The sequence below is a fragment of the Pacificispira sp. genome (assembly GCF_965228185.1).
Classification (GTDB): domain Bacteria; phylum Pseudomonadota; class Alphaproteobacteria; order UBA8366; family Aestuariispiraceae; genus Pacificispira.
Genome location: NZ_CBDDHE010000008.1, coordinates 300287 through 318217, shown reverse-complemented (window position 1 = coordinate 318217; position 17931 = coordinate 300287). Strand labels below are relative to the sequence as shown.

The following is a 17931-nucleotide window of genomic DNA, read 5'->3' as shown; positions in this document are numbered from 1 at the left end:
GGTGAGAGCGGCCCGAATGGGCCCAGTCAGTATGGTAGTTCGCAGTCCGGCCGGACACGTCGTTCGGAATAAACCAGGATCTTGTCGACCTGTGTGCCCTTATCCGTGAATGGCAGCAGGATGGAATACTCGTCGACATGCAGCCCGCGCGAATCGATGAAATCGAGCGGGGCATAGAGCGGCCCGGCCGTGCTGCGCACCGTGTCGTAATCGGAAAGCGCGTTCTCCAGGGCGGGGCCGTAAAACCCTTCATCGACCGTCGAGCCCGTCGGGTTATGGCCCCTTGCGTCGACCTCCCATTGTCCGACAACGCGATAGCGATAGGGGAATGTGCCGTCGGGGCGTGGCGCCTCGACATCGATCAGGATGATGCCGGGCAAGTGATGGGGAATGTCGGCGGGGTCAAAATCGGACCAGGCCGGCATGGGACGTCCGGCACGGATATGGTTCCAGTAATCGAATATTCGCCGGATGCGTATGCTGGAGTGGTCCAGCGCCGATAGATCGAATTCCAGCCCGGACATGGCAGGCCCATTTTAACCAGCAAGGCCGCAAGTCTAGGTCGCAAAAGGTTACCTAACTCTTAACCGGATGGACCTCTAACCGGATTGGTCCCCGCCGTGACTCTTTCGCAGTTTGTCACAAGGATCCGGGCGGCTGTGCGGGTCGGTCGCGATCACGACATCGTATGGGGCGGGCGCGCCGGCCCATTTGCCCCGCTCGACCATGCCGATGGCCAAGATGTCGACGCCGGGCAGGCCGAGGCGCAGAAGCTTTCCCGCACCGTAATCTGTGCGCGTATGGCCGGTCCCGGCGATCAGGATGACCGGCCTGCCGGACTGTTCGAAAGCCGCGATCACGGCCGCAGCCAGGGCGGCGTCGCGGGCACGCTGAATCGTGACCATGGCCGCCAGTCGGTCGCGGGGAAAGACGCCGCAATGGGCGTCGAACTGCAGTTCGGTCATCTCGTCCCGCACCGCCTCCGGCAGCGGGTCGAACAATCGGTAGACCTTCAGAATCTCCGGCGGCAGGTTTTCCGGACCGGCGCCATACAGCGATTTCAGGGTGTCGCGCGGCAGATCGCCGGCGATCAGCCGTGCCCCGGCCTCGAAGGCGGCATCGAAAACCGGCTGATAGATCGCCGCATCCGGCCAACCGCTGTCGTCCCAGCCCATCGCATCGGCAAACCCGTCCGCGTCGCCGCTATAGGCATCGATTGCCGGCTGTTTCGAACGGGGCAGCATTTCAAAGACGACACTGGCGGGCCGGTCTGTGTTTTCGAGGCGATGACGCAGTATCGCCGCCTGTACCGCATGGTGACCGGGATTATCGTGCACTTCGCCGAGCAACAGGATGTCCGCTGACCGGACCCGCTCGAGAAACTCTTCCTCCGTCAGGGGCGTGCCGCGCTGAGTGTCCAGGATATCGGCCCCGGCAAGGCCGGCAGGAACCGGTTCGGCCCGCGCCGCCCCCAGAACGAACAGGATTCCGATCAGGGCGGCAGCGGGTCGAATCATGAAGTCGCGATCAGTTCTGTTGCTCGGACAGTGAGTTCAGGAACTTAGTAACCTGATCGCGAAGGACAACCGAATCCTGCGTCAGCGCGTTCGCGGCGGTGAGCAGATGTTCGGCCACCTGCCCAGCGTTCCGCGCCGTGTCGGTCACGGCCGCAACGTTGCTGCTGACCTGTTCGGTGCCGCTGGCGGCCTGTTGGATCGAGCGGCTGATTTCCTGGGTCGCGGCGGCCTGCTGCTCGATGGCGGCGCTGATCGCGGTTGCCGACCGGGACACGTCCGAAATGACGTCCCGGATGTTTGACATTTCCCCGGCCGCATCGCCCACGGCTTTCCGGATACCGTCGATATGGGAGTTGATGTCGTCGGTCGCCCGCTGCGTCTGCTGGGCCAGAGCCTTGACCTCGCTGGCGACGACGGCGAATCCCTTCCCGGCCTCGCCCGCGCGGGCGGCCTCGATGGTGGCGTTCAGGGCCAGCAGATTGGTCTGCTCCGCAATCTCGGCGATCAGGCCCAGCACGTCACCGATCTTCTGGGCCGCCTCGACCAGTCCCTGAACGGTTTGTTCCGAGCGCTCCGTGGCCCCTACGGCGTCCTCGCTGACGGAGCGGGCGCTTGCGGTCTGCCGGCCAATTTCCTGAATCGACGCGATCAGTTCCTCCGTTGCCGTGGCCACGGTGGCGACATTCTCCGACGATTCCGATGTTGCCGCGGATGCCTCGCCGGCCTGCTGCTGGGTGGACTGCGCCATATCCGACATGTTGTTTGCCGCTGCGCGGACTTCCTCGGATGCCTTGGAAACCTTCCCAACGACGGATTCGACGGATGCGCGGAATTCCTCGGCAATACGGGCCAGTTGTTCCTTGCGTTGACGTTCCGCCAGGGCCTTGGTTTCCGCCTGCTGTTCGCGAAGGGCGGATGCTTCCTTCGCGCCGGCGCGCAAGACATCCAGTGCCCGGCTGATGCTCCCGACCGCGTCACGGCGATCCTGATCCGGCACGCCGACGTCCAGATCGCCGTCATTCATCCGCTGCATGACCTTGGCGACGCGTCCCAGGGATCCCGCGATGTCGCGCGCGATCAGCAGGGCGATCAGGATCGAAAATCCGGCCAGAACCACGATCACGATCACGACCGTGATCATCTGTTCCCGGAAAGCGGCGTCCAGATCTTCGATGAAGACGCCGGTCCCGACCATCAGATCGAAGGGTTCGACATAGCGAGCCCAACTGACCTTCGCGATCGGGGTTTCGTCCTTGGCAGGGGGCCATAGATAGTCGTATCGGCCACCTTCCTCCGACGCGAGGGAGACCTCCCACAAATCGCGGATCAGGTATTTTCCGGTCGGGTCCTGCAGGTCCCAGAGGTTCTTGCCGAGGAGATCGGGGCGGATATGGGCGATGGCATTTCCCTTGCGGTCCCAGGCGAAGAGATACTCCTTGCCCTCATAGGTCATCGCCGACACGACCTTGGCCCATTCCTGGATTGCCTCGTCCCGTGTCATCTCACCGTCCGTGACACGCTGATTATAGGCTTTGGCGGCGTTGACGCTGGTCTCGGTAAGCGCATTCAGCTTGGAAAGACGCTCGGACACCATCGCCCTGTACATCGCGTCCAGCGTTACCCAGGCCACGACGACGCTGGTAAGCGTAAGCGCCGCCACGATTAGCAACAGCTTCGCATTGATCGACAATTTGGACAGCATGGGAGTTTCCTTCAAATTTTCCCCTATCTTACTAGGGTATCGTCTGAAGGAGAACTGGGTAGGATAGCCTTAGGATTCCGCGGCTATTTCAGATCCTGCCGCGGGTCGCGGTAATCATAGACGATCTCGTCATGACCGCTGCGGTGCGATAGGCGCAGCAGATAGAGCAGCCCGAGATAGAGCGCGAAAACCCCGATCAGGGTCAGCAGGATCGCGATATAGCCGTGGATCGAGATGTCGAGCCCGGTGATCCCGTTCAGCCAGTTCGTCAGTGGGGCGAAGAATTCGGTCATCAGGCGTATTTGACCGCGACGACCTCATAGTCGCGCGTTCCGCCTGGGCTGTTCACCTCGAAGACGTCTCCCACCGATTTGCCGATCATGGCCCGGGACATCGGGCTGGTGACCGAGATCTTCTTTTTCGTCAGGTCGGCCTCGAATTCGCCGACGATCTGATAGACGGATTCTTCATCCGACTCGCAATCGGCGATGGTCACGGTGGCGCCGAACTTGACGGAATCACCGTCCAGTTTGGTCGGGTCGATCACTTCGGCACGGCTGGTCTGGTCTTCCAGTTCCGCGATGCGCCCTTCGATGAAGCTCTGCCGTTCGCGCGCGGCATGATATTCCGCGTTTTCCGACAGGTCGCCATGTTCGCGCGCTTCCGCGATCGCCTGGATGATCGCCGGGCGTTCGGTTCCCTTCAACGTCTTCAGTTCCGCTGTCATGGCTTCGTAGCCACGCAGCGTCATCGGCACCTTCTGCATTCTACCAATCCACTATCAATCTTGTCCGCCGGCAACCGCGCCATCGCGCGTCGGGTTTCGGCACTACAATCCAGCGATCGGGAAAGACCTTAAGGCAAGTTCTTCGCCGACCGGCACATGTTCAGGACGTCGTGAGATTGCCCCGCGTCTGTCGGGAAGAACCCCTCAAGCCGAACGCTTAAAGTACGATTGAAGGGGCGCGACTTCAAGGGTTCCTTGTTTCAGCGTGCGGATCGCCAGGGCCGCCGCTCGGACCCCCGCGACGGTCGTGTAGTAGGGCACGCTCATCGACAAGGCTGCCTGACGCAGGGAGAAACTGTCTTCCAGGGCTTTGCGTCCCTCGGTCGTATTGAAGATCAACTGCACTTCGCCGTTGATGATCGAATCGACGATATGCGGCTGGCCTTCCAGGACCTTGTTGATATGCCGGACCGGCACGCCGTTTTCTTCCAGGAAGCGTGCCGTGCCGCCGGTCGCGATGATCGACAGTCCGCATTCCACCATCATCCGGGCCGGTTCCAGGACCGCCGGCTTGTCGCTGTCCTTGACCGACACGAAGACCGTGCCCGTGGTCGGCAGGTCGGCGCCACAGGCGAACTGCGCCTTTGCGAAAGCATGGGCGAAATCGACATCCAGGCCCATGACCTCGCCCGTCGACTTCATTTCCGGGCCCAGGATGACGTCGACGCCGGGGAAGCGCTTGAACGGGAAGACCGCTTCCTTGACCGCGATATGGTCGCCCAGCGCGTGCGGCACCAGATCGAACCCGGCCAGCTTCTCACCGGCCATGACGCGGGCGGCGATCTTGGCGATCGGCACGCCGGTCGCCTTGGCGACGAAGGGCACCGTCCGGCTGGCGCGCGGGTTGACCTCCAGGATATAGACCGTGCCGTCCTTGACCGCATATTGCACGTTCATCAGGCCGACCACGCCCAGCGCCTTGGCCAGGGCCTCGGTCTGCCGCTTCATGTCGTCGACGATCGCATCGGGCAGCGAATAGGGCGGCAGCGAGCAGGCGCTGTCGCCGGAATGGATGCCGGCTTCCTCGATATGCTCCATGACGCCGGCGACATGCACGGCGTCGCCGTCGCACAACGCGTCGACATCGACCTCGATCGCGTCTTTCAGATAGAAGTCGATCAGCACCGGGCTCTTGCCGGAAACCTTCACCGCCGAATTGATGTAGCGGCGCAGTTCCGCCTCGTCATGGACGATTTCCATGGCGCGACCGCCCAGCACATAGGACGGGCGGATGACGACCGGGAAGCCGATACGGTTGGCGATGCTGACCGCCTGTTCTTCGGACGTCGCGATGCCGTTCGGCGGCTGCAGCAGGTTCAGGCCCTGCAGCAGTTTCTGAAAACGCTCGCGGTCTTCGGCCAGATCGATGGCGTCTGGCGAGGTGCCCAGGATCGGGATGCCCGCGGCTTCCAGCGCGCCGGCCAGTTTCAGCGGGGTCTGGCCGCCGAACTGGACGATGGCGCCCATGACCTCGCCCTTGGCCTGTTCCTTGCGGACCAGCTCGATCACGTCCTCGGCCGTCAGCGGCTCGAAATACAGCCGGTCCGACGTGTCGTAATCGGTCGACACGGTCTCCGGGTTGCAGTTGACCATGATGGTCTCATACCCGGCATCGGCCAGCGCATAGGACGCGTGGACACAGCAATAGTCGAATTCGATCCCCTGGCCGATCCGGTTCGGCCCGCCGCCCAGGATGACGACCTTCTTGCGGTCGGTGACCTCGGCCTCGCATTCCGGCTCGGTCAGGCCGTCGCCTTCATAGCAGGAATACATATAGGGCGTTTCGCTGGGGAATTCGGCGGCGCAGGTGTCGATGCGCTTATAGACCGGGCGTACGTTCAGATCGTGGCGCAGGGCGAAGACGGCGCTTTCCTCCTGGCCGGTCAGTTCCGCCAGCCGCGCGTCGGAGAAGCCCATTTTCTTCAGCCGCAGCAGGCCCTGACGGTCCTTCGGCAGGCCGTCGGCGCGCACGGCCTCTTCCGCCTTCACGATGTCTTCGATCTGGGCCAGGAACCAGCGGTCGATCTTGTTCGCCTTGTAGATCTCTTCCAGCGTCATGCCCTGGCGGAAGGCCTGGGCGACCTTCAGCAGCCGGTCCGGCAGCGGCTTGGAAATTGCCGCGCGCCAGGCGTCCCGGTCCTCGCCGATTTCGATCTCGTTCAGGCCGGTCAGCCCGGTTTCCATGGACCGCAGCGCCTTCTGCAGGCTTTCACCGAAGGTCCGGCCGATGGACATGGCCTCGCCGACCGATTTCATCGACGTGGTCAGGGTCGCGTCGGCGCCGGCGAATTTCTCGAAGGTGAAGCGGGGCATCTTGGTGACGACATAGTCGATCGACGGCTCGAAGCTGGCCGGCGTCACCTTGGTGATGTCGTTGTCCAGCTCGTCCAGCGTATAGCCGACGGCCAGCTTGGCCGCGACCTTGGCGATCGGGAAGCCGGTCGCCTTCGACGCCAGAGCGGAGGAGCGCGAGACGCGCGGGTTCATCTCGATCACGACCAGGCGGCCATCGTCCGGATTGACCGCGAATTGCACGTTCGATCCGCCGGTGTCGACGCCGATCTCGCGCAGGCAGTTGATCGAGGCGTTGCGCATGATCTGGTATTCTTTGTCGGTCAGCGTCAGCGCCGGGGCGATGGTGATCGAATCGCCGGTATGCACGCCCATCGGGTCGATATTCTCGATGGAGCAGATGATGATGCAATTGTCGTCCTTGTCGCGGACGACCTCCATCTCGAATTCCTTCCAGCCCAGCACCGATTCCTCGACCAGCACCGTGTGGACCGGCGACGCGGCCAGGCCGCCCTTCACCAGTTTCTGGAATTCGTCCTTGTTATAGGCGATGCCGCCGCCGGTGCCGCCCATGGTGAAGGACGGGCGGATGATCGCCGGCAGCTTGACGTAATCCAGCGCCAGCATGGCCTCTTCCAGCGTCCCGACCTGGCGCGACCGCGGGCTTTCCAGGCCGATCTTGTCCATCGCCTCGCGGAACCGCTGACGGTCCTCCGCCTTGTCGATGACGTCGGCGTCGGCGCCGATCATCTCGACATTCAGCAGGTCCAGCACGCCGCGCTTCTCCAGCTCCAGCGCGGTGTTCAGCGCCGTCTGACCGCCCATGGTCGGCAGCAACACCAGCTTTTCGTCCGGATGTTCCTGGCGCTCGCGCTTCAGGACCTTGGCGACCATCTCGGGCGTGATCGGCTCGATATAGGTCGCATCCGCCGTTTCCGGGTCGGTCATGATCGTCGCCGGGTTGGAGTTCACCAGCACGACGCGATAGCCTTCCTGCTTCAGCGCCTTGCAGGCTTGTGTGCCCGAATAGTCGAATTCGCAGGCCTGACCGATCACGATGGGGCCGGCCCCGATGATCATGACGGCGTCGATATCTGTACGTTTGGGCATGGGCGAACGCGCCTCCGGAAATGCGAAGCGTTGATACGGCAGTGCGACCCTGTGGGCTAGGCGGGTTCTCTACACGAAGCGCCCCGGCATGGAAAGCGCGGGATGGCGGATTTCTTGCCAAATATCGCCCCCGTGTGGGATTGTCGCAGATGCGATTTTTACGCGATGTTTTCGTTGCCCCCTGTGTCGCCGCGGTTTTGCTGACCGTGAGTGCGGGCTTCCCCGCTGTCCGGGCTGAGGAACAGTCGGACTCGCAACGCTGGGCGTGGCAGCTCATCAACCAGTTATCATATGCTTCACTGATCCGGCAGGAAGGGTTCGACCCCATTCGGATTGCCCTTGGGCCGGAATTGGCCTGCGGTGAGTCCGGTGCCGATCCTGCATCTTGCCACAACCTCGACCGCTTGCCGGCGGCGGTGGAAACCGCCGCGCGCTGGTGGGACGGCAAGCGTACCGGTGAGGCCGATTTCCTGGACGAGGCGCCGACCGATGCGCTGCGGGACATGGCAGGGATGTATCGGGACCTGAAGTCGGCTATGGCGGAGACAGCACTGTCGGTGTCCGCGGATGGCGACCTTGATCGTCGGGCGGAACAGATCTGGCGCCATTCCATTATGCTGCTCGGTGTTGAGCGGCTCCTGCTCGATGCGCAGCTCGAACGCGTCGGTTACTGGTCGGATGGCGTGAAGTCGTCGGTGGAGGCGAGAGATTTGGTCGGTGTCGCATCAGCGATGATGAAGGCCACGGCATACACGGCGATATCTCACAGATTGGCGGCGTTATGCGCACGGATCGACCCGAACCGGCAGGACCGGCTTTGCCTCAGCCTGCTTCGGTTCGACGACAGTTACGACTTTGCTGCAAAACGATATAGGGAAAGGGTGCCCGAGGACCTGAAACAGGTAGACCGCTTCTGGGCTCTTCTGGACGAGGAAGTCGAGCGTAACCCGGATTGGTTCTGGAGTTATGAACTGGAAACTTTGGAACGATATCGAAAAGGTTCCGCATTACTGAAGCGGGCCCATGCGTCGGATTCCGAACTGCTCGACGATTTGGCGGCCCTGCCGGAGAATACCCACGCCCAAGCCGCCGCCGAACTGGAGCGGCGCTTCGGGGCTCCTACCAAATATCGCTGGGCCGCGAACGGGAACGATGTCCGTTGATTGAACCGGGATGGCCGGCCCGTCTCAAACGATCTCCAGCACCCCTTCCGGCGGGCGGCCGATCCTGGCCTTGGCGCCGTTCAGGACGATGGGGCGTTCGATCAGGATCGGGTTGTCGGCCATGGCCTGGATCAGGGCGTCCTCGGCGGTGACGTCTTTTAGGCCCAGCTCCTTGTAGACCGCCTCGCCCCGGCGCATCAGGTCGCGGGCGCTGGCGAGGCCGAGCTTGGCGACGAGGGCGCGGATCGTCGCGGCGTCGGGCGGGGTTTCCAGATAGAGGACGATTTCCGGCTCGATCCCCTTGTCCTGCAACAGGGTCAGGGTCTGGCGCGATTTGGAGCAGCGCGGATTGTGATAGATCGAGACGGACATCTTGAGACTCCCGGACCGGTGGTTATGTAAGTCAGGCCTAGTGTCGTTCTGGTGGAGGAGGGGTCAAGTGTCGAAAAGCGCGGAATGGGATCTGATCGTCGTCGGGGCAGGGGCGGCGGGGATCGGCGCCGGGCTGGCGGCGCGGGCGGCCGGGCTGAAGACGCAGATCCTGGAGGCCGCCGACCGAATCGGCGGCCGGGCGCATACCGTCCGGGAACGCGGCATCGCCTACGATCTGGGCTGTCATTTCCTGCACAGCGCCTCGCGCAACCCGTTTTCGCTGGCCGCCCTGACGCGCGGCGAGACGATCCGGATGCATGGCACCCAAGGCGCTTTTCCCCCGGCGCTCTATCGCGACGGCGTGCTGCAGGACGAGGAAACGCGCGCGGCCTGTGGCCGGTACTATGCCGAATGCTATCAGCGCTCCCTGGCGGTGCAGGCGGATGTGTCGGTCGCGGCGGCGATCGACGGCCAATCGCCCTTCCGCGACATCTATACCGGCTGGTGCGGGGCCATCGTCGGCGTGCCGCCGGAGCGGATTTCGACCGAGGATGTGAAAGCCTATGCCGAAACCGGGGAGGATTGGCCGGTCAAAGACGGCTATGGCGCGCTGATCGCCGGTCTGGCGGACGGGCTGCCGATCCGCACCGGCTGCCCGGTCAGCGCCATCGACCGCACTGGCGAGACTGTCCGGGTCGAAACGCCGGGCGGAACCCTAACCGCCCGGGCCGTGATCGTCACCGTGTCCTCCGACGTGCTGCGGTCCGGATCGATCCGGTTCACGCCGGACCTGCCCGATTCGGTGCGCGCCGCGCTGGAGGATGTGCGCCTGGGCTTTGCCGAGCGGGTGGCGCTGTTCACCGACGGGCCGGTCATGGACCCGCCGGTCATCGCCCATATCATGCCCAGGGCCGGGCATATGATCGGGGTGAATTTCCACGAATTCGGCCAGAACACGATCGGCGGCTATCTGGCCGGGGATCTGGCGGCGGACCTCGCTCGGGAGGGCGGACGCGCGGCGCTGATCGACTATACACTGGACGCCGTCGTCGAGATCCTGGGCAGCGATCTGCGCGGGAAAATCCTGGGCGCCATCTCAAGCTGCTGGTCGACCGACCCCAACATCCTGGGCGGCTACTCCGCCGCCCTACCGGGCCGCCACGCCGCCCGCGCCGCCCTGCGGGAGCCCTTCGACGACCGCCTCGCACTGGCCGGCGAAGCCTGCTCCCCCGACGCCTTCAGCACCGCCCACGGCGCCTACATCACCGGCACCCACACCGTATCCCGCATGCTGCAGGGCGGGTTGCGGGCGGGGTGAGGGGATTTGAAATCGCGTTCTTGCTGAACGACCGATGCTCAAGGTCGGTGGGTTTGCTTATGACCCTTAGCCGACATTTTCCAAGCCCTGTTGGGTTGCCCTACGCTACCTCCCGACGGCTGAGCAGGGCACCCGATTGTGTCCGAAACAAGTATACAGGGTCGTCCAAAACGGGTCGCAGTTCAAACTCGCTCAATTTTCTCGACAAAGCCCGACCACTTTTAGAGGAGGGGACTAAGGACTTATCGTACACTTGTCGACTTTGCCGTGACCATTACCCTAAAGTAATCGGAGCCTTTTGACCTTTAGATCTTTGCCAAGACGTTGCTAGGCTTTGATCTGCTGAGCTGGCATCGTTTTGAAAAAAGTATCAACTTGAGAGCTCAGAATTAACATACCTCTCTTAAAGAAGAGAACCTACTCTCGGTTACTAAGATGCTAATCCCCCCATCGTTAACTCAGAAAAGCTTTCAATGATCGTCTCAACCGTAAATGGGCCGCCCTGATCGTACCAACGGGCCATCCAGTTGCACATGCCGAGAATACCGAATGCGATCAGCTTCGGGTCGCCAATCTTTCGAAAGCTGCCGTCTTGTTGGCCAGCTTCAATAAGATCGCACCACATGGCTTCGTACTCCTTCCAGAATCGCATCATCTTTCGTCGCACATCGGAATCTACCTCGATCAAACCGTCGCGAAGGCAGACCGTCATCTCCAGGCAGTAGCGGTCGAACCGGTCGAGGTGATTTCGGATCGCGCCGCGCAGCTTTTCGTCGTAGCTCAGTGTGTCGTCCTCGACGATTTCCTTCAGGCCGAATAGCAGCGAGGCGCTTTGCGGTTCGATGATTTCATAGAGAATTTCCGAGCGATTCTTGAAGTAGTAATATACGCCCTCGCGGGTAAAACCCACGTCCTTCGCAATGTCGTCCAGAGAGGTCGAGGAATATCCGCGCTTATCGAACAGGACAATCGCAGATTGTAGGATCTGATTCCGGCGCGCCATGGATTTGCGTGTGGTCTTCTTGGGCGCGTTCGTTGCCATATGCTTGCCGGCTTCTTTCAAAAACTAGGGTATACGCGTCTATTCCGGCGCGAGTATATCCAGCGAAACACCGGAATCAAACCGTTCCCCCTATACTCCGAGATGGCGCGATTGAACGGAAAGGTCGGATTGCAACATGTCCGACGTGCCGTCGAAGACCACGCGCCCGTTTTCGAGGATGTAATTGTAGGAGGCGATCGCCAGCAGGTCGGACAGGTGTTTGTCGACAACCAGGACGGAAATTCCCCGGCTACAGATCGACTGGATGCCTTTCCAGACTTCCTGCCGGATGATCGGCGCCAGCCCCTCAGTCGCTTCGTCTAGGATGAGGAGGCTGGGATTTAGCATCATGGCACGTGTGATCGCCAACATTTGCTGTTCCCCCCCGGACAGATGGTCGCCCCAGTTGTTGCGTCTTTCGCGCAAGCGCGGGAATAGGTGGTAGCAGTCCTCAAGCGTCCAGCCGGCGCCTCGTGCGCTGTGCCGCCTCGCATCGGGTTGATTGCGTTGGGCGAGCAATAGATTTTCCTCCACCGTCAGGGTCGGAAAGATGCGCCGGCCTTCAGGCACCAGGCCGATGCCCAACCGCGCGATACCGTGCGGGGTCTTTCTGGATATCGCCGTGCCTTGGAAGGTGATGTCCCCCTTCATCGCCGGCGTCAGGCCCATGATTGAGCGGATCGTCGTGGTTTTGCCCATGCCGTTTCGGCCGAGCAGCGTAACCACTTGGCCTTCGCCGACTCGCAGGGAAACGCCGTGCAGGACTTTGACATGTCCATAGGCGGTGTGGATTTCGTCGATATGGAGCGTCACCGACTTATTCTCCCAGATAGGCTTTTTGAACCGCCGTGTCGGCGCGGACCTCTTCTACAGAGCCGCAGGCCGCGACGGCGCCGTTTACCAGCACGGTCAGTCTGTCCGCCAATGCGAAGACGGCACTCAGGTCGTGTTCGATCAGGACGACAGAATGATCGTGCTTCAATCCGGCGATTAGCTGCGTGACGTGGCGGGTTTCGTCGTAGCCGATCCCGGCCATGGGTTCGTCCAGCAACACGATGGACGGGCGGGTAGCGAGGACCATGGCGATTTCCAGCATGCGCTGTTCGCCGTAGCTCAGCGTGTGCGCAAGCCGATGCCGCCGATCCAGTAGCCCTACCAACGACAGGGCCCGTTCCGCCTCTTCCTCAAGGGACTTATAGCCAGCGAAGGGCCTCACGAAGCGGAAGGCATGGCCCAGGTGAACCAGCGCCGCGGTTTTGACGTTTTCCGCTACGGTCATCCCGTCGAAAATGTTCGTCCGCTGGAAGGACCGGCCGACGCCGTGCCGGGCGAAAACATGGGCCGATTGACCGTCCAGCCGCGTGCCGTCGATCTCTATCGTGCCGCCATCCGGTCGCGCGACGCCGGATAAAAGGTTCAAGAAGGTCGTCTTACCGGCCCCGTTCGGTCCGATGACGGCGTGAATTTCCCCTTTCTTGAGAGACCAGGTGACCGAATTGATCGCGGTCAGGCCGCCAAAGCGCCGCGTCACCTTGTCCGCAGTTAGAATAGCACTCATGGCTGAACCTCCTCGTCACGGCGTCCGCGGGCGGTCGCGGTGCGGACGATCCACGGCCAGACGCCGCCGCGAACCCGAAGGACGAACAGGACGAGCACGATCCCGAGGATGAGTTTCCAATTCGACGTGTAGGCGCCCAGATACTCTTCCAACAGCGTGATGAGGAGGGCGCCGAGGATCGGGCCAACCAGGGTGCCGCTGCCGCCGAGAACCAGCATGATCAGAATCTGACCCGACATATGCCAGGAGAGCAGTGTTGGATCGGCGAAAATCTGATGCAGCGCGAACAGATAGCCCGCCAGACCGGCACCGCCGCCCGCGATGACGAATGTGACCAGGGCGTAGCGTCGGGTATCGAAGCCGACGGATTCCAGCCGCGAGGCATTCAATCCGATGCCTTTCACGATCTGACCGAAGGGCGAGTGAATCAGCAGATAAAGCAGTGTCGTGACGATTGCGGTCAGGACGAGAACGAAGAAATAGAGATGACGTTCTTCATCCAGGTTCACAACAAAAAGGCCGAGGAGATCGAAGCTGCCGCGTTCCATCAGGACGACACCGTCGGATCCGCCGGTGAATGCGCTGTCATGGATCAGGTAGTAGAAGACCTGAGAGAAGGCGAGGGTAATCAGTACGAAATAGATGCCCCGGGTCCGGACGGCGAGGATGCCGACCAAGAAAGCGGCGGTCATGGCGGTCAGCACGGAGAGCGGCAATGCTAAGAGCGGGGGGACGCCGGCCTTGTCGGCGAGTAGAGCCACCGTATAGGCACCGATCCCGAAAAATGCGGCATGGCCCAGGCTGATCATCTTGGCATGCCCGACCAACAGATCGAGGCTGAGCGCCAGCATGGCCAGGATCAGTATCCGGATCGCCATGTCCATATGAAATGGCGACGCCAGAAACGGGAGGAGAACTAGGGCTGCGAAAACGCCTGCGGGAATGATCTTTTGAAACTTCACTTGCTAATCCTCGCGCCGAATAGACCTTCGGGCCGCAGATACAGAATGGCGGCGACAACCAGATAAATCGTGACATTGCTGAGTTCGGGGATCGTCACCCGGCCCAGGGTTTCGACCATGCCGACGACGATTCCGGCGACGAAGGCGCCTTTCAAGGAGCCGAGGCCGCCGAGGATGACCACCATGATGGCCGGGATCAGGATCGTCTCGCCCATACCTGGATAGAGCGACAGGATCGGCGCCGCTACGATGCCGGCAAAGGCCGCCAAAGCGATCCCGAACCCGAAGACGAGGAGCGAGACACGGTTAACGTCGACGCCCAGGGCCGAAGTCATCTCTCGATCGAACACGCCTGCGCGAACTTGAATCCCGATCCGTGTGAATTGCAGAAGCAGCCAGACGCCGAGGCCGACCATGAGACCGATTACGCTGACCAACACTCTATAGAGCGGATATTCCCGTCCGAACCCAATGGGAATGCTGCCGGACAAAGCTTCGGGCACGTCGACGGACCGAATGGTGGGACCCCAGATCATGGTGATCAGTTCGTTGGCGATCAGGATTAACCCGTAGGTGAGTAAAACCTGGTCCAGGTGACTGCGGTCGCGTAGCGATCGAAAGATTGTTTTTTCGAAACCGGCAGATAGGGCGACAACGGCGGCGAGCGCGGCCAGAACGGCCAAAATCGGCAGGATGCCTGCCTGTAGGCCCGCATAGAAAAGATATGCGCCCAGCATGTAAAAGCTGCCATGCGCCAGGTTTACGACACCCATGACCCCAAGAATCAGGGACAGGCCGATTGCGAACATGAAGTAGAGAAAGCCAAGCTGAAATCCGTTCAAGACCTGTACGAAGGCCGAAACGAGCAACTCATCCATTTGAGACCCCTCGCCGGATGCGATGACGGTCGGCCACTCTTATCCAAAGAGTGGCCGATATTCGTCTGAATCAGAGGGAGCAGCCGTCCGTTGGGGTCGCAAGGCCCTTTGCGGCCGTGTCGATCACAACGTTCTGACCGTTCTTCACTTCCAGGACATAAACATCCTGAACCGGATCGTGGTTCGGGCTGAAGGACATCCGACCGCGCGGGCTATCCAGCACAACGCCGTCCAGGGCACGCGACAGGGCGTTCTTGTCATCGGTGTTGCCGTCGGTGACCTTCAGCGCTTCGACGATCGCCCGACCGCTGTCGTAGCCTTGCACCGCGTAGAGGGAGGGGGTGGACCCATATCGGTCTTCGAAGGCCTGCCGGAAGGCGACATTCTGCTGATTTTCCAGCGTTTCCGCATAATGCAGCGTGGTTCGAACGCCCTCTGACGCCTCGCCCTGGGCCGGGCGGACGTCGCTGGTCGTCAAGAACCCGCAGCCGTATAGCGGGATCTGACCTTGCAAACCGAATTGGCTGTACTGCTTGACGAATTCCACCGCCGCGTTCCCGGCGAAGAAGCAGAAGACAGCCTCGGCCCCGGAACTGCGGATTTGTTCAAGGAAGGGGGCATATTGAATTTCCTTGAGGTCCGGCAAAACCTCGCCGGCGATCTCACCGCCTGCTGCTTTGAAGCGTTCGCTGAAATGCTTCAGCATCAGCGTCCCACCGGCGTAGTTCGAAGCGGCGAGCATGACGCGGCGAATGCCTTGCTTGTACATCCAATCCCCCATGGGCGCGCTGACCTGCCAATTGGAGAACGAGGTGCGGTAAATGAAGGGGGAGCACAAATCGCGCGACAGGCCGTCGTGGCCGGCATTGGCGACAATCAGGTGGGTGCGTCCGTTATGCGCAACATTTCGGATCGCGGCCGCCACGGCGCTGGAGACGGGGCCCACCAGGAAGTCGACGCCTTCCTGCTTCACCAGACGGTTTGCCCCCTGGATCGCTGTCTTCGGATTGACCTCGGTATCCTGCCTGATCAACTCGACCGAACGGCCGGCAACCGCGTCGCCCTCCTCCGCCAAGGCGACTTCCAGACCCCGCGTGATTTCCTCGCCCAGGGTCGCATAGACGGACGAGTAGGGCAGAACAAGGCCTAGTTTGAGGGGCGTGGCCGCCCGGACCGGATAGACGTTAGGAATGAAACCACCGGCGGCGGCTACGGTTCCCGCCGCAAGAAAACCGCGCCTTGAGAATTTGAACATTTCTTTCTCCCTTGGGTTATGGTCGGCATTCATCCGTGGCTGTCCCGTCGGGTGCCCGTCGGATACCGTCTCCGGCTCGTTCGTTGAGCCGGTATTCCTGGATCTGTCCCGTTACGCCGCCGCGGAACCTGCGGTTCGTTCCCGCAGGCGGAAGCGTTGGATTTTGCCCGTCGCCGTCTTCGGCAAATCAGGCACGAATTCGAACTGCGCAGGGCATTTGAACCTGGGCAATTTGCTTTTGACGTAGTTCTTGATGTCGTCGGTCAGGCTGTCTGACAGGCCGGGCGCGTTGCCGGATTTGCGCAGCACGACATAGGCGACCGGGCGGACGAGACCGTCATCGTTCGGGGCGCCGACAATCGCGCATTCCTGAACGGCGTCGTGTTCGGCGATGACATTCTCAATCTCTGCCGGCGAAACCCATATGGCACCGATGCGCAGCATGTCGTCGCCGCGACCAACATAGAACAGATTGCCATGGTCGTCCTGGTAGTACTTGTCGCCTGTAAAGACGCCGCCGTTCCACATGGTTTCCGCCGTTTTTTCCGGCTTGTTCCAGTATTCGAGCGCGGCCGTCGGACCCTTGGCGAACAGGCTGCCGATTTCTCCCGGCGGAACGGGCGTACCGTCTTCCCCCAGCAGCTCGGTTTCGAATCCGGGTACCGGTTTGCCACAAGACCCAGGAATCACTTCGCCGGGACGGTTGATGATGAACATATGCGTCATTTCGGTCGTCCCCACCCCGTCTAGAATGTCCAGGCCGGTCAGGTTCCGCCATCGGTTCAACAAAGTCGGCGGCAGGATTTCGCCGCCACTGACGCAAAACCGTGTCCGGGAACAGGCATCGGCGACCTCGGCAGCGGTCAGATGTTCCTCGGCATAGGCGATCATCCCGGCAAAGAGTGTCGGGACCCCCATGAAGATGGTCGGCCGGTGGGCGATCCATTCGCGCCAGACAGCTTCGGGCCTGATCGGTGCGCTCGTACAGACGGTGGTCGCCTTGGCCCGTAACGGGAAATAGACCTGATTGCCCAGGCCGTAGGCGAAGAACATCTTTGGCGGGCACAGGACGACATCGTCTCTCGAGATTCCCTGCATGGGCAGACCGAACAACTCGCAGGCCCAAAACAGATGGGCGTGGGTATGTAGGACGCCTTTCGGGCTACCTGTACTGCCGGAGCTGTAGAGCCAGAAAGCCGTGGAATCGGGCGTCGCGTCCACGGTGCCGCGCGGCTGTGTCGGTGCCGTCCGCCGATCGTCGAGGCAGGGATAGTCGTCGATCCGTCCGCCAACGGTCATGATGGTCGGCTTGTGCGTCAACTCGCCGGAACTGGGCAGGATCTTTTCGAAAATATCCGCTTCCACGACGAGCGCCCGCGCGCCGCTGTCGTTGAGATAGTAGATGTAATCTTTCGGCGTCAGATATGTGTTGAGCGGGACCGGAACGATTCCCGCCTTGATCGCGCCGAAAAAGAAGGCCGGAAAGTCCAAGCCGTCACGTATACAGAGCATGATCCGATCGCCGGGCGCGGCACCGAGGTCGCTCAGGATGTCGCCCGCTCGGTCCATATGCTCCAAGAGGTCGCCGTAGCTGTGTGTCTGCCCGTCCGAAATCAGACAGGGTTTCGCCAAAGTCTCGTCATCCAGCCCTTCGAAAATGTAATCGACAACATTGCCTTTGAGTGTGGCGGGCATCCTTGGAGTTCCTCCCTATCCATTCATCTCTTAACGCGACGCGGCGCTTTTTTACGTTTGTATAAATTTACGAACAAGTAAAAATTTTGTCAAGTGGGTGTTTCCCCTGCCATTCGTTCGGCAAGAGACTGTCCCTTGGCAGTAGGGTTGGGGAGCGTTTTCATGGTCTTTAAGGATTATTGAAAACCAAGAGTCAGTGGGAGGTGTCGGGTGGGCATGGGGCCTTTTGGGATTGGGGAGGAATCAGAACGAAAATTCAGGTGTTGACAAAATTTACGTT

General features: G+C 61.3%; 16 protein-coding genes. 2 read left to right on the top strand and 14 right to left on the bottom strand.

Features of this window, described 5'->3' with window-relative positions:
• Positions 1–26: 26 nt before the first annotated feature.
• The 6 genes from ACO06O_RS16205 to carB form a co-directional block, all read right to left on the bottom strand.
• Positions 27–524 carry a PAS domain-containing protein gene (locus ACO06O_RS16205; RefSeq protein ID WP_421882000.1) on the bottom strand — a complete coding sequence of 166 codons (498 nt, stop codon included), beginning with the start codon at positions 522–524 and terminating at the stop codon, positions 27–29.
• A gap of 75 nt (positions 525–599) precedes the next feature.
• Positions 600–1517: a ChaN family lipoprotein gene (locus ACO06O_RS16200; protein ID WP_421881997.1), complete on the bottom strand. Its 918-nt coding sequence runs from the start codon at positions 1515–1517 to the stop codon at positions 600–602.
• 10 nt (positions 1518–1527) lie between these two features.
• Complete coding sequence (locus ACO06O_RS16195) at positions 1528–3219, bottom strand: methyl-accepting chemotaxis protein (protein ID WP_421881994.1); 1692 nt, start codon at positions 3217–3219, stop codon at positions 1528–1530.
• An 83-nt stretch (positions 3220–3302) separates the two neighbouring features.
• The gene (locus tag ACO06O_RS16190) at positions 3303–3512 is read right to left on the bottom strand and encodes a hypothetical protein (RefSeq protein ID WP_421881991.1); all 210 of its coding nucleotides are present in this window, start codon (positions 3510–3512) and stop codon (positions 3303–3305) included.
• Entirely contained in the window at positions 3512–3985 is a 474-nt protein-coding gene (gene greA / locus ACO06O_RS16185; protein ID WP_421881988.1) for a transcription elongation factor GreA, read from the bottom strand. The genes ACO06O_RS16190 and greA overlap by 1 nt, the downstream gene beginning before the upstream one ends.
• 165 nt (positions 3986–4150) lie before the next feature.
• A complete protein-coding gene (carB, locus tag ACO06O_RS16180; RefSeq protein ID WP_421881985.1) occupies positions 4151–7408 on the bottom strand; it encodes a carbamoyl-phosphate synthase large subunit in 3258 nt (1085 codons plus the stop codon).
• Positions 7409–7557: 149 nt separating this feature from the next.
• Here carB and ACO06O_RS16175 point away from each other — a divergent pair, with 149 nt between their 5' ends.
• The gene (locus tag ACO06O_RS16175) at positions 7558–8571 is read left to right on the top strand and encodes a hypothetical protein (RefSeq protein WP_421881982.1); all 1014 of its coding nucleotides are present in this window, start codon (positions 7558–7560) and stop codon (positions 8569–8571) included.
• 24 nt (positions 8572–8595) lie between these two features.
• Here the strand turns inward: ACO06O_RS16175 and arsC are convergent, their stop codons facing one another.
• On the bottom strand, positions 8596–8943 hold the full coding sequence (gene arsC, locus ACO06O_RS16170; RefSeq protein ID WP_421881979.1) for an arsenate reductase (glutaredoxin): 348 nt from the start codon (positions 8941–8943) through the stop codon (positions 8596–8598).
• A gap of 67 nt (positions 8944–9010) precedes the next feature.
• On the opposite strand from arsC, the gene ACO06O_RS16165 reads away from it, so the two are divergent.
• Positions 9011–10261, top strand: coding sequence for a flavin monoamine oxidase family protein (locus tag ACO06O_RS16165; RefSeq protein WP_421881976.1), 1251 nt, complete (start codon positions 9011–9013; stop codon positions 10259–10261).
• 430 nt (positions 10262–10691) lie between these two features.
• On the opposite strand, the gene ACO06O_RS16160 is transcribed toward ACO06O_RS16165, so the two are convergent.
• From ACO06O_RS16160 to ACO06O_RS16130, 7 genes are all read right to left on the bottom strand, one after another.
• Positions 10692–11303: a TetR family transcriptional regulator gene (locus ACO06O_RS16160; protein WP_421881974.1), complete on the bottom strand. Its 612-nt coding sequence runs from the start codon at positions 11301–11303 to the stop codon at positions 10692–10694.
• Positions 11304–11393: 90 nt separating this feature from the next.
• Positions 11394–12116 carry an ABC transporter ATP-binding protein gene (locus ACO06O_RS16155; protein ID WP_421881971.1) on the bottom strand — a complete coding sequence of 241 codons (723 nt, stop codon included), beginning with the start codon at positions 12114–12116 and terminating at the stop codon, positions 11394–11396.
• Positions 12117–12120: 4 nt separating this feature from the next.
• Entirely contained in the window at positions 12121–12861 is a 741-nt protein-coding gene (locus tag ACO06O_RS16150; RefSeq protein WP_421881968.1) for an ABC transporter ATP-binding protein, read from the bottom strand.
• The gene (locus tag ACO06O_RS16145; RefSeq protein ID WP_421881965.1) at positions 12858–13739 is read right to left on the bottom strand and encodes a branched-chain amino acid ABC transporter permease; all 882 of its coding nucleotides are present in this window, start codon (positions 13737–13739) and stop codon (positions 12858–12860) included. Before ACO06O_RS16145 ends, ACO06O_RS16150 begins: the two co-directional genes overlap by 4 nt.
• An 80-nt stretch (positions 13740–13819) precedes the next feature.
• Entirely contained in the window at positions 13820–14701 is an 882-nt protein-coding gene (locus ACO06O_RS16140) for a branched-chain amino acid ABC transporter permease (protein WP_421881962.1), read from the bottom strand.
• Between the two features lie 70 nt (positions 14702–14771).
• Positions 14772–15956 (bottom strand): ABC transporter substrate-binding protein, encoded by a 1185-nt coding sequence (locus ACO06O_RS16135; RefSeq protein ID WP_421881959.1) that lies wholly within the window; start codon positions 15954–15956, stop codon positions 14772–14774.
• Between the two features lie 111 nt (positions 15957–16067).
• Entirely contained in the window at positions 16068–17651 is a 1584-nt protein-coding gene (locus ACO06O_RS16130) for a benzoate-CoA ligase family protein (protein ID WP_421881957.1), read from the bottom strand.
• Positions 17652–17931 lie beyond the last annotated feature (280 nt).